Source organism: Sutcliffiella horikoshii (assembly GCF_044809035.1).
GTDB lineage: Bacteria > Bacillota > Bacilli > Bacillales > Bacillaceae_I > Sutcliffiella_A > Sutcliffiella_A horikoshii_G.
Map to the genome: position 1 here is coordinate 854,794 of NZ_CP085237.1, position 17,280 is coordinate 872,073.

Annotated in this window: 18 protein-coding genes; 9 read left to right on the forward strand and 9 right to left on the reverse strand. The window is 41.8% G+C overall.

Annotated features, from left to right (window positions below; all coding sequences use genetic code 11):
- Positions 1-597: 597 nt before the first annotated feature.
- Positions 598-2,298 (reverse strand): transglutaminase family protein, encoded by a 1,701-nt coding sequence (locus tag LG307_RS04595; RefSeq protein ID WP_404448551.1) that lies wholly within the window; start codon positions 2,296-2,298, stop codon positions 598-600.
- Between the two features lie 205 nt (positions 2,299-2,503).
- Here LG307_RS04595 and LG307_RS04600 point away from each other — a divergent pair, with 205 nt between their 5' ends.
- The 6 genes from LG307_RS04600 to LG307_RS04625 all read left to right on the forward strand — a co-directional run bounded on the left by LG307_RS04600 (position 2,504) and on the right by LG307_RS04625 (position 7,792).
- Positions 2,504-3,106, forward strand: coding sequence for a DUF1835 domain-containing protein (locus LG307_RS04600; protein ID WP_404448553.1), 603 nt, complete (start codon positions 2,504-2,506; stop codon positions 3,104-3,106).
- Positions 3,030-3,485, forward strand: coding sequence for a DUF3658 domain-containing protein (locus LG307_RS04605; protein WP_404448555.1), 456 nt, complete (start codon positions 3,030-3,032; stop codon positions 3,483-3,485). The genes LG307_RS04600 and LG307_RS04605 overlap by 77 nt, the downstream gene beginning before the upstream one ends.
- The gene (locus LG307_RS04610; RefSeq protein ID WP_404448556.1) at positions 3,482-4,435 is read left to right on the forward strand and encodes a DUF4097 family beta strand repeat-containing protein; all 954 of its coding nucleotides are present in this window, start codon (positions 3,482-3,484) and stop codon (positions 4,433-4,435) included. The genes LG307_RS04605 and LG307_RS04610 overlap by 4 nt, the downstream gene beginning before the upstream one ends.
- A 124-nt stretch (positions 4,436-4,559) precedes the next feature.
- Positions 4,560-6,176, forward strand: a complete 1,617-nt coding sequence (locus LG307_RS04615) for a diguanylate cyclase domain-containing protein (protein WP_404448558.1) — start codon at positions 4,560-4,562, stop codon at positions 6,174-6,176.
- Between the two features lie 127 nt (positions 6,177-6,303).
- Positions 6,304-6,495 carry a hypothetical protein gene (locus tag LG307_RS04620; RefSeq protein WP_404448560.1) on the forward strand — a complete coding sequence of 64 codons (192 nt, stop codon included), beginning with the start codon at positions 6,304-6,306 and terminating at the stop codon, positions 6,493-6,495.
- A 103-nt stretch (positions 6,496-6,598) separates the two neighbouring features.
- A complete protein-coding gene (locus tag LG307_RS04625) occupies positions 6,599-7,792 on the forward strand; it encodes a PLP-dependent aminotransferase family protein (RefSeq protein ID WP_404448562.1) in 1,194 nt (397 codons plus the stop codon).
- Between the two features lie 59 nt (positions 7,793-7,851).
- Here LG307_RS04625 and LG307_RS04630 read toward each other — a convergent pair whose 3' ends face one another.
- Positions 7,852-9,258 (reverse strand): M20/M25/M40 family metallo-hydrolase, encoded by a 1,407-nt coding sequence (locus tag LG307_RS04630; RefSeq protein ID WP_404448564.1) that lies wholly within the window; start codon positions 9,256-9,258, stop codon positions 7,852-7,854.
- Positions 9,259-9,478: 220 nt separating this feature from the next.
- Between LG307_RS04630 and LG307_RS04635 the strand changes: the two genes are divergently transcribed.
- Positions 9,479-9,733: a histidine kinase gene (locus tag LG307_RS04635; RefSeq protein ID WP_404448565.1), complete on the forward strand. Its 255-nt coding sequence runs from the start codon at positions 9,479-9,481 to the stop codon at positions 9,731-9,733.
- An 83-nt stretch (positions 9,734-9,816) separates the two neighbouring features.
- Here LG307_RS04635 and LG307_RS04640 read toward each other — a convergent pair whose 3' ends face one another.
- The 6 genes from LG307_RS04640 to LG307_RS04665 all read right to left on the reverse strand — a co-directional run bounded on the left by LG307_RS04640 (position 9,817) and on the right by LG307_RS04665 (position 13,801).
- Positions 9,817-10,338 carry a DinB family protein gene (locus LG307_RS04640; protein WP_404448567.1) on the reverse strand — a complete coding sequence of 174 codons (522 nt, stop codon included), beginning with the start codon at positions 10,336-10,338 and terminating at the stop codon, positions 9,817-9,819.
- A gap of 18 nt (positions 10,339-10,356) precedes the next feature.
- Positions 10,357-10,608 (reverse strand): hypothetical protein, encoded by a 252-nt coding sequence (locus LG307_RS04645; RefSeq protein ID WP_404448569.1) that lies wholly within the window; start codon positions 10,606-10,608, stop codon positions 10,357-10,359.
- Positions 10,608-11,399 (reverse strand): endonuclease/exonuclease/phosphatase family protein, encoded by a 792-nt coding sequence (locus LG307_RS04650; protein ID WP_404448571.1) that lies wholly within the window; start codon positions 11,397-11,399, stop codon positions 10,608-10,610. Before LG307_RS04650 ends, LG307_RS04645 begins: the two co-directional genes overlap by 1 nt.
- A 140-nt stretch (positions 11,400-11,539) precedes the next feature.
- Positions 11,540-11,749 carry a hypothetical protein gene (locus LG307_RS04655; RefSeq protein ID WP_404448573.1) on the reverse strand — a complete coding sequence of 70 codons (210 nt, stop codon included), beginning with the start codon at positions 11,747-11,749 and terminating at the stop codon, positions 11,540-11,542.
- A 72-nt stretch (positions 11,750-11,821) separates the two neighbouring features.
- Positions 11,822-12,454, reverse strand: a complete 633-nt coding sequence (locus LG307_RS04660) for a LysE family translocator (RefSeq protein ID WP_404448575.1) — start codon at positions 12,452-12,454, stop codon at positions 11,822-11,824.
- A gap of 129 nt (positions 12,455-12,583) precedes the next feature.
- Positions 12,584-13,801: a helix-turn-helix domain-containing protein gene (locus LG307_RS04665; RefSeq protein ID WP_404448576.1), complete on the reverse strand. Its 1,218-nt coding sequence runs from the start codon at positions 13,799-13,801 to the stop codon at positions 12,584-12,586.
- Between the two features lie 129 nt (positions 13,802-13,930).
- Between LG307_RS04665 and LG307_RS04670 the strand changes: the two genes are divergently transcribed.
- Together LG307_RS04670 and LG307_RS04675 are read left to right on the forward strand one after the other, a co-directional pair.
- On the forward strand, positions 13,931-15,232 hold the full coding sequence (locus tag LG307_RS04670; RefSeq protein ID WP_404448578.1) for an MFS transporter: 1,302 nt from the start codon (positions 13,931-13,933) through the stop codon (positions 15,230-15,232).
- A 38-nt stretch (positions 15,233-15,270) separates the two neighbouring features.
- Positions 15,271-15,771, forward strand: a complete 501-nt coding sequence (locus LG307_RS04675; protein ID WP_404448580.1) for a GNAT family N-acetyltransferase — start codon at positions 15,271-15,273, stop codon at positions 15,769-15,771.
- A 109-nt stretch (positions 15,772-15,880) separates the two neighbouring features.
- On the opposite strand, the gene LG307_RS04680 is transcribed toward LG307_RS04675, so the two are convergent.
- Positions 15,881-17,251: a copper amine oxidase gene (locus tag LG307_RS04680; protein WP_404448582.1), complete on the reverse strand. Its 1,371-nt coding sequence runs from the start codon at positions 17,249-17,251 to the stop codon at positions 15,881-15,883.
- Positions 17,252-17,280 lie beyond the last annotated feature (29 nt).

Consider the following 17,280-nt stretch of genomic DNA (forward strand, 5'->3'; position numbering starts at 1 on the left):
CGCCGGAAGCTCCCGCACCAAGCAGTCAACTGTCTAATAGAAGCCGTCTCAACGCCGGAAGCCCTCGCCCTAAGTGATGAACTGTCTAATAGAAGCTGTCTCAACGCCGGAAGCCCCCGCCCCAAGCAGTCAACTGTCTAATAGAAGCCGTCTCAACGCCCGGAGCTCCCGCACCAAGCAGTCAACTGTCTAATAGAAGCCGTCTCAACGCCGGAAGCCCTCGCCCTAAGTGATGAACTGTCTAATAGAAGCCGTCTCAACGCCGGAAGCCCCCGCCCTAAGTGATGAACTGTCTAATAGAAGCTGTCTCAACGCCGGAAGCCCAAGCCCCAAGCAGTCAACTGTCTAATAGAAGCCGTCTCAACGCCGGAAGCCCCTGCCCCAAGCAGTCAACTGTCTAATAGAAGCCGTCTCAACTACCGAAGCCCCCGCACCAAGTCCCCAGAAGTCTAATAGAAACCATAATATACCAAATCCCCCCGAAACCTCCACCTAACCTCCCCCCGCACCCACCAAACAAAAAAACGGTCACATAGATACCGTCTATGTGACCACCAAATCATGCCCATACAAAACTACACTCCGAAGACTCACCAATCAATATCTAACCCCAGTCCGTGAGTGCGTCTTTTTAAACTCATCAGGATTCGGATTGAAATAGTCCTCATTATAAGCAGCGACAAACTTATCATCACCATCAATGTACCCTGAACCCCAGGTTGGATCCATCTCGACCCACTCGCCATCTAAGTTCGCTTCGACCCATGCGTGATTCCCCGGCCATGGAGAGCCAGCACGCCCCTCCACATATCTTGCTTCCACCCCGCTCGCACGCATCAGTGCAATAGCTAGATATGCATAATCCTGGCAAACACCTGTCATGGAATCCAGCGTCTTTAAAGCACTATCATCCCACTCGAACTCATTGTTCTTATACTTCTGCACATCATAAGTTACATTTTTTGCAACATATTCATATATCGCTTTTGCCTTTTCGCGATTAGAATCTCTTCCAGCAGTCAGCTCTTCAGCAAGCTGGATGATTTCAGGCGCATCAGACTGAACGCCGCGGGAAGGCAATAGATCTCGTTTATCTTCAGCAGAAGCGGTCACATTAAATTTAGCAAAACCATAATAGCGGAAAAAATCACTGTTTTCTTCTTTGATTTCTGGAACATTTAATGTTACCTCATACTCACCAGGTCCGAAACGTAGATAAAAGGACCCGTCAAACTCATAGTTTTCCACAGGAATCACATCAAGTGCTTCATCTTCTCCTTTTTTCGTCGTTACATAAATGTGAGTGGTCTCCGGTCCAAACTCTGCTTCAGGGTCAATTTTACCTTTTACTGAATAGGTTCCTTCCGCCTCGTCCCCTCCATATTGGGGAGATTCAAGTGTCACACCGCGCTCTTTATAAGCAGTATAATACTCTAAAGGTTGCATCACTCGTTCAGAGGCATTGTCTATATAAAAAGTGGAGGCAAGTTGATAGTAATCTTCCCGTTCACCATCTGGGACCAGGACTTCCAACTGGTGCAACCCTTTTCCATAGAAAAGTGGAATGTCCGTGGAAAACTGTCCATTTTCAACAGTGACCATATGCTTCCAAATGTCGGAGTCTTTTTTTAGTTGTAGCATTAATGTATCTCCGTCTGAGAGATTACTTGCTTTCCCTCCGAAAGAGAATAGCTCGTTTTCTTTTAAAAAAGCTGATTCTACATCGAACTGAAGGTCTGCATCATGTCCAAAAGGAGATAAAGAAATATCATAGGTTGATTCCGGGTTTACATTATGGACGGTGAAACTCGCAGTATCATAGTAATAGTTTTCCCGATCAGTATCGGGAAGCTGGACGGTGACTTGGTATTCCCCCTCTCCATTAAAAAAGGAGATGTTCTCGTTAAAAGCACCGTCCTCTATTGGCACGTAATATTCCATCAAGTCCCCTGCAGGGCCATCTTCCTCAGAACGCACCTTAATCCAAACGTACTCCCCTTTTAAATCAGCATGCTTTTCAACGGTTCCAGAAATCTCTACTTGACCGTTTGCGCTGAATTCCTTGTACTCAGGCAAGCTGAAAGTCGCATTAACTTCTTCCGCATAAGAAGTTAGCTCAAGCGCTTCAAGCTCCAATTCCTCATTCTTTTTATCCACAAGTTGTTCATATTGATCTTTCACGATTTCTTGCTCAGCAGGCTGATTTTCGTCCACGCTTGTATTTTTTTCTGTACAGGCAGAGAGAATTAAACTGCTGCTTAAAAGCAATGCCGTCATATATCGATGTTTTACTACCATTGTATCCTCCTTTGGACAGGTCTCTCTCATCCATTTAAGTTGTTTCTTTTACATACGTATGTAAGAACTATGAAGTTTCTGATGCTATCTTACTATTAAATTGGAAAACTTTGAATAGAAACGGCAAAATAATGAAGTGGTAGAATTAGCCATTTGAAGGTGGTATAGTTAGAATACAGGTAAAATATTCCTTGGGGGTCGAACCATGATAGAAAAGTTAAAGGAAACGATTGAACAACTATCCGAAAAGGATGCTAAAACATGGTTGCGCTTAACCTTACTCCGTTTAGATCAATTAACGAAAATAGACGTGCCAAAAAAAGAAATGATAGAAGAGATACAGCATATAGTACAAATAATCGACCACCAGCCACCACCTCGAACAGATTATGACATGATCCATATTGCCGGGAGTGAATCTACTGCCGGATCGCTAAAAGTTGGCTTGGAGGGAAACCATAAGGTGATAGGTTTTTGGAAGATGTTTGATATCGGCCCCTTAGGTGATTCATCAGAAAGGGAAGAGTGGCTCCAAGATCATATTAATATTTTCGAGGATTCCTTGGAAGAAGAGTTTAGTAGCAACTTTAGAAAAGCAATCGAAGAATTAAACCATATCCCTCCACATATCCCTGTAATCCTGTGGACAGGTGATAATGCGCATGAACAAATTTTTCATCGATACATCTTTCACCACTTGCGTAACAGTGAAAATCAAGTGGTTCTGATAAATGCAACCAAAGGTTATGGAAAACTCCAGCTTTCCAAGCAATTCGTTCCTGCCGGAAACGTTGAAAGTAATTTTTGAAAATGAATCGGAAAATATTTTGTCCATAAATGCTAGAAACCAATTATCAGATGAGTGGCTTCAGCTAAAAGAAACGAAGAACCTGCTTCGTATTTGGAAGAATGAGAAGATACAAGGGGTTCGTGAAGACTATATAGATCAAGAACTACTTCATTGTGCTCAAAAAGTCCAAAAGGATTTTGCCGAAAATAAGTTTGTAAAAGCAGCACGTATTATTGGTGAAATGCACGGTCAGTTAGAAGGAAGATTCAATACTGCGTTTTTAGAATATCGCCTTCGAACTCTTGCTTATGAAGGTTATTTCAAGATAAAGGGGATACCAAAATCCATGAATCACTATAGCGTTAGATTAATAAATGGGGAGGAGGGAATGGTATGAAAAAAGTCTTATCGTTCTTGTTTGTGCTTATTTTATTAGCAATTGGAGCTACAGTGGTTTTCGGTCAATTTAAAGAAACATTTAGTTTTAATTCTAATACTACCTTCATTGAACAAGAAGAAACAGTAAGCGGCAGTGAGGTTGAAAACATAGAAATCCGTGCCACTTCCGCAGATATCAAGGTGGTTTCTTCGGATAGGGAAGACATCTATGCAATATTATCCGGAGACGTTAGTGAGAAAAACAAGGAGAACTATAAATTAAAAGTAAAGGAAGCAGATGGAAAAGTACATATTGAAGTCGAACAACCTAAAATGGAATTTCAAATTGGAACTAACATCACCAGTCTGAAACTTGAAATTGAAGTGCCGGAGAAAATTTATACAGAGTTATCCACCTATTCCACATCGAGTGATATTCATCTGGAAGGAATGCAAGTGGATTCTTTAAAAACAGAGCTGACTTCAGGGGATATTATAGTAGAAGGCGTCAAAATAGAAGAGAATTACTCTATAGTTCTGACAAGTGGTGATGTCCGCATTGAGAACACAGAAGCCAAGTCAATTTCAATTGAAGGAACAAGCGGTGAAATTACCTTCAAGGAAGTTCTTGCGGATGTAAAAGTGGATACCACATCTGGTGATATTCATGTTTGGGGGCTTCAAGGGGATATTGACGTTGAGACGACATCAGGGGATATCGTTATAGAAAATGAACGGATAACAGGTAATATTGAGGTGGAGGTAACGAGTGGTGATGTGAGAGTACAGTTCGACGAAAACCCTACCTCTCTAGCAGTTGACTTCAAAGGGCGATCAGGAAAGGGAACCGTAAACTTAGATGGAATTCAATATGAGGGGAAAAGTGAGAAGCATATAGCGGGGACGATTGGAGACGGAGAGTTTTTGCTTAAAGTAAGAACGACTTCAGGGGATTTTAGATTGAATTAATTATATGGAAGGTACACTTTGCGAAAAGGTGTGCCTTTTAATATTAGCTGACAATGTATATTCCTTCCACCAACCCTATGCTATATTTAAATAGGAATTCGACATAGAGAAACATGGGGGCATTATGAAAAGATCGTTCAGTTTACAGGCACTTTTATCGGCAAGTTTTGCGGCATTGATTATTGTTTTAACGATTGTGTTGAGCGTGGCCATTGGGCACCGTTTTAATGAAGAGGTGAGAAGTGAGATAGGAAACTCGCTAAAGGAGACTTCCTATATAATGGCGGGGAAATTAGATCATTATATGTGGTCACGCTACGGAGAGGTTTCTATGCTGAGCACTTTATCAGAAATGAGGCAGACAGAAGATTTGGATGGGCAACAGCAGGTTCTTGATCGGTTGAAGGAGAAATTTCCTTCTTTCTCTTGGATTGGAATGACAGATAAGGATGGAAAAGTCCTGTCCTCAACCGATGGAATTTTACAAGGTGTCGACATATCGGAACGGCCGGTGTTCAAAGAAGCGCAAGAAAAGACTTTTATTGGTGATGTCCATGAGGCGGTGCTTCTTGCCACTCTGCTTCCAAATCCTACTGGAGAAGTGATGAAATTCGTGGATATCAGTACTCCCGTTTATAATGAAGAAAATGAATTCATCGGTGTGCTTGCGGCACATCTAAGCTGGGAGTGGGCAAAGGAAATTGAGGATTCCATGATGAAACCACTTCAGAAACGAAACAGTTTGGATATGTTCATTGTAAGCGGATTGGATGATACCGTGTTGCTTGGTCCGGAAGAAGATCTCGGAAGTATGCTGCAACTGACAAGTGTGAATGAAGCCAGAAAAGGCGGAAATGGCTGGGTGCTTGAGAAATGGCCGAACGGGAAAGAGTATCTGACCGGCTATGTACTGGCAAGCGGGTATAAAGATTATCCTGGCCTCGACTGGGTGATTCTTGTTCGTCAACCGATAGACGATGCCTATGCTCCAATTAAAGAAACCCAGCAATTTATCTACACGTTTGGATTTGTTTTGGCGGGTCTGCTTGCGATCCTAGGCTGGATTGTCGCGGGTAAGATAACTGCTCCCTTGAAAAATATAACAAGCGCTGCTGATCAATTGAGGCGTGGGGAACAGGTAACAATACCTGCTCACAGAGGCATTAAAGAAATAGAAGTTCTCTCGTATTCTCTCAAAAAACTAATCTCTAAGCTTACAAGAACGGAGACTGCGCTTGAGAGAATGGAAGATGTAGCACGCCGCGACCATCTGACCGGACTTCCAAACCGGATCGCTCTGTATGCATTTATAGAGGAAGCCATTAAAGGCGATCTTGCATTTGCCGTCCTCTATATGGACCTAGATGGTTTCAAAAAAATAAATGACCATCTAGGACATGAGGCAGGAGACATCCTTTTAAAAGCTGTAAGTGAGAGACTTAATGAAGCGGTACTTGCAGGAGGGATGGTTGCCAGAATGGGTGGAGATGAATTTGTCATGGTCCTTCCTGTTACTGCCAACCCCCAAAAAGAGGGTATGAAAATAGGAGAACGCATTATTACCTCTATTAACAATCCATTCCTAGTCACTGGAAAAGGAGTTTCTGTCGGTTGCAGTATCGGCGGAGCTGTCTGTGAGCCCGATATTAACGTTTCAATTGAGGTTAACGAGATTATTAGGAGTGCAGATGAGGCACTCTATAGGGTGAAACGGACAGGTAAAAATAGAATTGCCTTTTAAAAAAATAGGAGGAGTTTCAAGAAATAAAAAGTCTTGGGGCTCCTTTTTTTGTTGATTTAGAAAAAAAATATTCGATATCATGTATACTAAGCAGATGGATGCCATAACCGAAAGGGGCTAACACCTGATGAAATATTTCAAGTCGCAAATGAAGCAACTTATTAAAGACAACGATGAATTACAGTATCGCTTAAGAGAGTTGATGGAAGAACACGGTCTAGAGAAAAACTTCGCCTTAAAAGCACTTTATCACTCCGAAGTGGCAGAAGGCGGAAAGTACCAGACAGACTACCAAGCGCTTGACGCACCGAAAAACTAACAGCAACAGAGCAGACCCTAAACTGGGTTTGCTCTATTGTCTATCAAGTGAAAGTAAGTTTAAAATAGAAGGAACTTATAAATTGGAAAGGTGACTGGTATCAATGAACATGGAATCCTTTTTTCCAAAAGATATTAAAGCAGCCCTACAAAATAACCCTCCCGGCGAATGGATCCCGTCCGTTCCAGCTCATGCAATTCGATTACATTCTGGCTATCCGGCACCTCATTTAGTACCATCCATGGAATTAAAAGAAGCAGTAGCTCAATTGCTAGAAGAAGAAAATGATTTGCCTTTACATTACATAGGAAGTCCGCGAATCGATAAGCTGAAAGAATGGGTACGATCGAGGCAGGATGTACGTGGTATGCCTGCGAAGGACGAAGAGCTTTTAATTACAGCCGGGGCATGCCAGGCAATAGACCTGATAGCTCGTATCTTCCTTGATAAGGATGCCGTAGTGGTAGTCGAGTCACCAACTTATATGGAGGCACTTGAAATTTTTCAGAACTACACAGGTAGGATATTAACTGTTCCGATTGATAAGGACGGTCTTCAAACGGAAAAGTTAGCGGAGTTGCTTGAGGAGAGAAAGCAAAAAGGGCTAACGAAGCCAACATTCTTATACACGATTCCAACCTTCCATAATCCAACTGGAACAACGATGACAGTGGAGCGCAGAATGCATGTTTTAAAACTAGCAGAAGAATACGATTTCTTGGTGCTTGAAGACGATGCATATGGCGAGCTTGGTTTTAACGATAATCCGAAGACACTTAAGTCCATGGATTCAAAGGGGAGGGTTCTCTACGTTGGTTCCTTGTCAAAAGTAATCGCGCCAGGCATGCGGATTGGCTGGGTACATACTACGGAAACATTCATCCAAGCCCTATTCTGGTTCAAAAAAGATTTGGAGCATCCTTTCGCACAAGCTACCATGGCCACACTTTTGGAAAACACAGATTTTACATCGCGGTTGCAATCTTTAAGTGGGGCATATCAGCAAAAATGCCAAGTGATGCTGGAAGCACTTGAAAAGTACCTTCCAGAAAATGCGTCCTGGTTTGTACCAGAAGGCGGTTATTTTGTTTGGGTGAAGCTTCCGGGTATAGACACAGAGAAACTACTTTCAAACGCGACAGAGGCAGGGGTATCATTCCTTCCGGGTAAATACTTTTTCCTCGATCAGACAGAAGGGGCAGAATATATTCGTCTGTCATTCAGCTATGAGGGTGAGGAGAATATAGTAAAAGGTATTGAGAAGTTAGGGAATGTGGTCCATTCCAACCTAAAATGAATCAATTAAAGGGACGGCTCGATTGCTTATGAAGCAACCGAGCCGTCCCTTATTCTTACTTACTGGAGTTCTTCTTCAAAATACATTTGCTTAGGTAGGTTATCTACTTTTTCTCTCTTCTTTGGCTTAGGTCCTTGGTTGTCGAAGCGGGCGTAATCATAGATTGCCGTCCCTACGATTTCTGCTACATCCTGAAGCTTTTCTTTGCTGATTTTATCTAGTGTATCTTCCGGTGTGTGGTACCAAGGCTCAAGCGGGCTGTGGATAAACAGTGCTGCAGGGATTCCCTTTTCTCCAAATGGTACGTGATCACTGCTTCCACCGCGGCTGAATGATGTCGGTTCCCCATTTAATCTGGAGCTCGTTGCTTGAGCGAGATCTGTTACCAGGTTAGCTTGGCCGTCAACTGTTCTCATAACAAGGTCACCAGCATCTCGGCTTCCGACCATGTCGAGATTGAAGTTTGCTACAATTCTATTAAGTTCGTTATCTGCTAATGTATTGACATAATGTCTGGAACCAATCAGCCCAATTTCTTCAGCTCCAAATGTGACAAATCGAATTTCAGTATCTGTTGGAGTATTCTTCAGGACTCTGGCAAGCTCAAGGACCATTGCGGTACCAGAAGCATTGTCATTCGCTCCTGGTGCACCCGGAACAGAGTCATGGTGAGATGTTAATACAATGACATTGCCGTTATCTTTGTTTTTATTAGAAGCTTTCTTAGATGCAATTACATTGTGTGAAGTGCGGATTCCTGATGAAGCACCTAGTACTGTTAGTGATGCCTCAACTCCTTCCCCACTATTAAGCTTGGAAACTAGCTGATTACCTTCTGCCTGTGAGATGGACACAGCAGGAACATATGCATTATTGGCTTCACTCAGTGTTCCATTTAGTGCCCCAGGAGCATTGTTAAAGATGATAACCCCTTCAGCACCGCTTCTAGCCGCATTTAGGACTTTTTCACCAAAGCTTATCTCTCCACGTTGAATAAGAGCAATCTTTCCAGTAAGATCTTTGCCAGCTAAGTCAGTAATAGTTCCTAAGCCAACGTATTCTAATGGAGCAGTTACTTCGCCGCTAGGGGTATAAGTGAAAGCACCTGGGCTGAGGCTTGTACCGTCCACACTTAACCCGACAGTATGGGGTGCAGTGAAACCAAAGAATTCAAAAGGCTGAATTTCAGCATCATAGCCATAGGATTCAAATTGTTGTTTTATGTATTGAACAGCAGCATACTCTTCGGGCGATGCAGCAACCCGTGGAGTTTGTTCCAAATGAGCGATCATGTTGTAAATGTTGTCAGCATTGATTTTATTAATTATTTTATTATCTAATGCATTAACCACGCTGTATTGTTGTTCTGCAATAACAGTTGGCTGTGCGTAAGTTTGCACACTGAATGCTCCAAAGGTTAATGTCGTAGCAAGTGCGGCAGTAAGAATTCTGTTTTTCTTTTTCAATGGAAAACCTCCTATTAAATAATTTGAATTATATTAATATTAATAATAGTCAAAGTATAGAAATGGTGTAAGGGATAATTTTCCTATTAATATGCAGTAGTAAAGGGCTATTCTGTGTGATCTATAAAAAAAGGAACCTTATCTAACACGAAAACGTAGATAAGGTAAGTTATAGATATATCAGTATTCTAGGTAAGGTGAGGGGTAGGGAGATGATCTCATGGAAAAAGTAAAGTGGTTTATGTACACAGTTGCAGGGTTGTTAATTGTGATTCCGACAATGTATGTCATTATATCCGATACTTCTTTTAGTTCTGTGGCTAGTAACGTTTTAATATTTATAGCAATACTGTTGGTGATACTGGGCAAGCTTATTAGTTTATTGGATAAGAAGAAAGAGAATAGGAGTTACGCTGTTGATATGGGGGCAATTATTGGACTTTCCATTGTATTGATTATACGTTTCATTAATTAGAGAGGAGTTACGTGGATGACTCGGATTTTCCTTATAGCAGGATTATTATTTTACATTTAACGTTCCTATTCAAGGGGGAGGTATTAGCCTCCCCGAATTTCCCTCAATAACTGAAAAATCTGCCCCCGGTGATGTGCCTCATGCTCAACTAGATGATAAATCACCCACTCAGGAGTTACTTCATATTCATCAAGCACCCTAGCCCGGCGCCAATCTTCCAAATCCATAGAACGAAAGTGGGAAAGCAAGGTCTCTCTCACTTTATTTAAACGGTGAAGATGGGCTTCCAGAGTATCTCCATCAATATGTACCAATTTCCCGTCCGGCCATCCATCTAAGGGGAAAAGCTCTTCTATTTCTGAGTCCCAAGCTTCTTTTTCCATCACTTCCCCATATAGCCAACCAGCCTCTACATAAGCAATGTGGTACAACAAAGATCCGATGGACTGTCTAGATTCAATCTTTTCATCAAGCTCACTTTGGCTGATTCCTATTAATTTCTTAGTTAGGTTGCGGCGTACATCTTCTAAACACCACAAAGCACGACCAATTTCCTGTTCATAGCCTGATAAAGAAGTAATTTGCAAAACGGTTTTGGTGGTCATTTTTTCTCTCCTCCTCATTTATCCAATCACTAAAAAAGTAACACTCAACACCAGTGAAATTAAACCAAAGCCAAATGCAATCCGATATAAGTGAAATCCCTTATTATCTTGGTTTTGTAGCATAAGGTTTCCCATAGACAATGTGACAACCAAAGTTAAAAGAAGTGGAAAAATATCATTGTTGCCTAAGAGTCCTGCCCATATCAAGAAAATGGTTGCTAGCACAGTCATGGCTAATAAGAGTACCTGAACTTTATTTTTAATCTTCATCACCTTCTCAAAAGTTTTACCGTTGCCAAAACAGGATAATGATCGGACGGGTACCCTTCATCAAAACTGTCTCTAATAATGCGGGCAGTAAGAAACGCTACGCCGTTCGAACCCAATATGTAATCGATGGGACTGCCTTTTATTCCGCCTTCGTATGCATGAAAAGTCAGGCAGTTATGTTTCTCTTTTGCAGTAAAACAAGAATAGCAGCTTCCCATGGACGAAACTTCCGCCAATGCTTCACTTTCCGGCACATCATTGAAATCCCCAGTTAAAATAACTGGCAAGCTTTTCTCATTATTCTTACTACGAATCACGTCACGAATTAGTTTCAATCCTTCCTTCCTCGCAAGCTTCCCCATATGATCAAGATGAGTATTAAAAAAGCGCAAAACTGGTTCGGTTTTTTCCTTTGGAATAAGCTCCACCCAAGAACAAATTCTTTCGCAGTGTGCATCCCAGCCCATACTTCCGATAATATCTGGAGTTTCTGATAGCATGAAAGACCCTTTTGAACCTATGGTAAAACTGGATTTTTTGACAAATACAGCACTAAATTCTCCAACCTCCGTGGAAACGCTTCGATTGACTGCATATACTTCATAGGACTCTTTGAAGCTCTCTTTCAGCCAATCTAGCATTGGAATGGTTGCTTCCTGTGTGCCGATAATGTCAGGCCTGTATGTGTTAATGGTTTCTGCAATCCAGTGTTTACGGTCTTCCCAGCTAAATGGATCAGAGGGTACGATAACACGCAGATTAAAGGACATGACGGTATATGTAGGAACCATATCTAACTCCTCCTTAAAAGTATTCGGTAACAACTATTTCGATAAAACAAGTAGAGTTCCTGCCCACGGATGGTTCTTTTAACATATAGAAGACAAAACAAAAAAGTGCCAAATTCAATTGGCACTTTTTATAGTATCTATTATCGTGAAGCCTTTGGTGGCTGGCACACGTCACATTTGCGTTGGTTATTATTTTTGAATTTTGTAAAAGTCTTTTCAAAGTTGTTGCCACAATCACATTTAAACAGTAACTTTTGAGAGAATCCGTGGTATTCAGTTGATAACAGTTTACTATCTGAATTCTTCTCAACAAATTCAATTATCTTACCAATAGTCCATCGTTTATTCATTTCTTAACACCTCACATCCGTTCATATTATAACATGGTCGTGGGGTGTAGGTGTTTGTTTTATTATTTCCTTTTACTCTGAACCCTTCTCCAAAGCCAACTTGACTCCAAACCCAATCAAAACTGCACCGGTAATGGATTCAATAACAGTGGTGGTACGAGGTCTTTTCATAAATGCACTAATCTGATCAACTAGATAGATGTAAAGGACAAACCAAATTGCTGTCAGGACAGCGTAGGTAACTCCCATAAGGAGGAATGGCCCGATTGTGCTTGTTCCCGGGTTAACGAATTGTGGCAGGAAGGTCAGGAAAAAGACCGCAACCTTGGGATTTAGCATATTTGTCAGGAAACCTTGTTTGAAGTGTGATTGATTCCCATACTTATTTGTTGCGACGGTCTCGCCAAGTACCTCGGGTTTCTTGCTACGAAGTGCCCATATGGTCTTTATCCCAAGGTAGACTAGGTAAACGGCACCGACATATTTGAAGAGAGAGAACAGGAAGGCAGATTTAACAATAATGGCAGAGAGACCAACGACGGCTGCGGCTGTATGGATAAGGATGGCGCAAAAGGTACCTAAAACAGTTTTGAATCCTCCGACTCTTCCAGAAGACAAGGTATTTTTGGTGGCGATGGCGGTGTCAGGGCCAGGCAGAATGATAAGTAAAATACTCATAAAAACAAATAGAAAAAAGTTCTCCATGGTGAAAACCCCATTCTTCTTAAAATATATTAAGAAACATTGTAACAGAAATCAGAAAATTTTAAAAAGTATTTTTGTGGGTTTAGGGACAGGCACTTCGACCCTTAGTGGGTCAAGTGCCTGTCCCTGCTATTCACGAACTTGCTCCAACACTTTTCTACTGAAATCCTTCATCTTGGAATCAAGGAGAGGCTCGAAGTTGTCGACGGCTTTTTGTGCGGCAGTTACGGCTTCCTCGGTCCTCCCTAGCTCCATCAGGATGAGTGCTTGGTACGATTCTTTTAGATAGAAGTTGGAAAGGTCAATTGGGTGATGGATGTCGGGAATAACCACCTTAGCAATAGTATGAAGTGCCTCCTCAAATCGACCGAGATAGTAGAGTGCTTTTGCTTTTTCGAGAATGAACCACGGGCTGTAAAAATCCATTAGATCCCCGGCGGAGAGGCATGCTTCAATTTTTGCAAGTGCTTTTGTATGTTCCTGTTTTTCCGTAATCAAATCAATTATCTCGAACAGATCACAAAAGTAGATCGAGGAAGCATGGTCTGCAAATTCTCCGTATTGCTTTAATTTCAATAGGTAGTAATCCTTTTCTTTCTCATTTCCTTCCATCATTGCATGTGCAGCTGCAAGGCGGTATAGGTCATCAATCAGGTAGAACATCCGCTTTTCCTTGGAGTAGGCAAGCGCCTGCTCCATGGTTTGGATGGCAGCCACTGAATTCCCTACTGCATATAACAAAATTGCTTCACTGTAATCAAGGTCCAACCGGGCCATTGGTTCAATGTATGCATGTTTTGCTTCAATTTCTCTCCGTTCAGCCATTAAGATATTCAACGACTCTTGATAATTGTGTTCAAAAAAAGCAAGATTGGAACGAAAAATTCCAATGGCAGTACGATTGGAAGAAATATTCATCTGATCAAACATATCAGAGGCATTCTCAAGTAGGCTTTCCCATCCGGGTAGCCCTTCCCGTTGAAGGGAGTAGCTGTATATTTCCAATAACCGTGCGCTCTCATATCCTTTGGAGAGTTTCCCAATGTGAGGCTCAATCAGCTCAATCAATTGCTTATATTTATCAGGAAAATCATTTCTAAACGGGACATTGAAGATTTTTTCCACTTGCTCCAGTGTTGCCCGCAATTCATCGGTACTAATCTCACCCATTAGTTCTGCTATATCTACTCCAAGCTGATTGGCAATATGGGCAAGGCTTTCCATGGAAGGGTTGGCCTTGTTGTTCTCAATTAGGCTGAGCATCCCTTTTGTCAGCTCTGTCCCAGCAAGTGCTTCCAAGGTCATCTTTTTTTGTTTTCTTAATCTTCGTATCCGAGCTCCGAGCATACAGTTGTGCACTCCTTGTAAAAAAATATATTTGTTTAATTATATTAAACTTTTCCTTGAATTGGAATACCTTAATATGGTACGATTTGTTTAATTAAATTAAACTTTAAAAAAACGGGGTGCTTTTAAATGGAGGAAAGTTTAAAGTTAAAAAAAGCAACATATCATCTGTATACGTTTATGATAAGTAAATTGATTTCCACTTTTGGGTCACAAGTTTATGCCTTTGCTATCAGCTTCTATATTTTGCAGCTTACTGGATCTGCGACAAGCTTTGCCACAAACCTGTTATGCAATATTCTCCCGCGAACACTTGCTGCACCATTTGCCGGGGCTATCACTGACCGGTATTCTAGGAAAATGATCGTTATTGTCTCACAAATCGCGACCACACTTGCTATCACAGGCCTTCTCATATACACCCTTACATCAGGACTCTCCCTTATCGCTATTTACACGACAACCAGTATATTATCTCTTACATCCATGTTTTCTGGAATTGCTTTTACTTCTTCCATAACGGGACTTATCGATCAACCGAGAATACAAAAGGCAACGGCCATGAATCAAATGGCAATTTCTTTTGCAGCAATAGGTAGCCCCGCTGTCGGAGGGCTATTGTATGGTACCGTCTCCATTCCCGTTTTCCTTATCATTTTTATCCTTGCATCCCTTATCGCTGTCATTTTAGAATCCACCATGAATTTCCGTCTTTTTGCGGTAATAAATAAAATAGAAGAACAGAAGGAAACAATGTGGCAAAGCATGAAAGCGGGCATCCGCTATTTGCGAGTACAATCGACGATCTTGGTTATCCTTTGGATCAGTCTTCTTATCAACTTTTTCTTCGGAGCGTTTGAGGTAGGTTATTCTTATATACTAATAGAAAACTTAAAAATGCAATCCCAGCATTTTGGGTTTACACAAGGTGCATTTTCACTTGGGATGCTATTAATGTCGGTTTATTTTTCAGCGCGCAAGGAAGTGAAATTTCCTCTGCTAGTATCCAAGAGGGGGATTGTGGGACTTGGAGCAGTAATTGGATCCATTGCCCTGCCACTACTGCTACCTATGGGTTATTGGACGATGTTTAGCTACTACTTGGTTCTCATGTTCTGCTTCGGCATATTGATTATTACAGTGAATACACCGCTTCATGTCATGTTTCAAAAAACCATTGATGACGAGTACAAAGGAAGGGTATTTTCCATCGTCGAAACAATGTCTATGGCGCTTACTCCTCTTGGTATGGTGATCTATGGCGTTCTGTATGACATCTTTCCAGCTCAATGGGTCCTTCTTCTCTCTGCAGCGATGTTGATCATTACCACGTTAGGCATGATGAGAACTTCCATCATCCGTAAAGTTCATCCTAAATGGAAAGAGAAACAGGTCGTTCATCCTGTTAAGGCAGGGACTGTAGCAAGGTAAATTCTGATATGATTTTAGGAAGACAGGGGGAGCCGAATATGAAAGTATTGGAGACAAATAGATTGGTACTTCGTAAGTTAACTAGTGATGATGCTGGTTTCATATTAGAGTTTTTGAATGACCCCTCATGGATCGAAAATATCGGTGATAAGGGAGTCAGGACGCTTGAAGATGCTCGGAGATATATAGCGGAGGGCCCAAATGCAATGTATGAACGTTTTGGATTTTGCCTATATTTAGCCGAGCTGAAAGAGGAACAAACGCCGATTGGACTTTGCGGTCTCATAAAAAGAGATCTATTGGAGGATGTGGATATAGGTTTTGCTTTTCTTCCAAGTTATTGGTCAAAAGGCTATGCCTATGAATCTGCTGCTGCGGTTATGGAATATGGGAAGAGCGTTCTTAATCTAAAGAAAATAGTGGCGATAACAGCGCCAGACAATCACAGTTCAGCAAAAGTGCTTGGGAAATTGGGATTAAAATTTCATCGGATGATCAAATTTCAGAATGATTCTGGAGAGGTTAGGTTGTTTGAGTGAGTTTGTGATTTGATGAAACTTGCCTGTATTGATAATCAAGAACGAGTAACAGTTCTCATAATAAAAGCGTGTCCAGAATTAATTTTCTAGACACGCCAACTAGTTTCTATTATTCCTGCCCAGCTTTTCTTCTGGTAGCAATCAATCTAATCATCACCATAGCCGAGATGATTCCAGCAATGGTCCAGGCAATGGCTGCGTTCATGCCGTTACCAGATGCTCCACCCATTCCAGTGTTTGGCATTTCGGAAGGCATTTCTTCACCATGTTCGCCTTCGAATTTATCTGGGAATTGATCCACAATGGCACCAGACATCATTTCGCCTACACCGAACATGTGGGCATAAGACTCACGGATTGTGTTGTAAGTAGTTTCATAGTCTGCTTCGTTATAGCTGTTGAAAGCTAGAAGTAGCTCATCAACGTGCATTTGTAATCCTTCTTCAAGGTCAGCGGCTTTCAGACGGCCTTCTGTAGCTGTATCAAGAAATGCAGCCTGCTCTACTTTATACTCTTCCAACTCAGCGATTGCTGCTTCACGGCCTTCTTCATTTTCTTCACCAGTAGCAACTACATAATCTACGAAATATCCGATATGGCTGCTCCAGATTTCTTCAAATGCTGCTCCGCCTTCTTCACCATAAACGGATGCTACAGCAGCAGAAAGGTCAGCTGTGTTTGCATTTAATGCACCTGCAGCATTTTCAAAGTCACCAGCTCCATCAATTCCTTTTTGCATCGCTAGAACTGCTAGTGCTGCATGCTCTGCGAAAAGGAGGTTCAAGTCAGCGCGTAAGTCTGCTGCTGGTGTGTCAACACTAGTATTCTCAAATTTTTCAGGGAACTGGTCAGTGATTGCCCAAGATAATCCTTTTCCAGGCTCATACATGTGCTCAATTGCGTGACGCATGTTTTCGTAAGCTTTATCAAAGTCACCAGCGACATAGTTGTCAAATGCCCAAACCAATTGCTCCACGTGCATTTTCAGTCCAGCTTCTAGTTCGCTAGCTTTTAAACGGCTTTCTGTTGCAGTATCAAGAAACGCTGCTTGTTCTGCTGTATATTCATCTAACTCGGCTAATGCCTGTTGTCTGCCTTCTTCATTGTCTTCCGCAGTGGCAGTTACATAATCTACAAAGTAACCGATATGGCTGCTCCAGATTTCTTTAAATGCTGCTCCGCCTTCTTCACCGTAAACGGAAGCGACTGCTGCGGACAAGTCATCTGTGTTTGCATTCAATGCGCCAGCTGCTTGATCGAAGTCTTCCGCTCCGTCAATTCCTTTTTGCATCGCTACGACTGCCAAGAAAGCATGCTCTGATAATAGTGCATCCAATGACGCTCTCAAGTCAGATGCCGTAGTGGATACAGATGCGTGTGGATGATGATGATCTCCATCGTGTGCACTTGCTACTTGAAAAGTTGGTACTAATAATCCTACGCTAAGTGGTACGGCTACGATTGCTTTTTTCCAGTTCATGTTCTAAGCACTCCTTTTTAGTTGGTTTC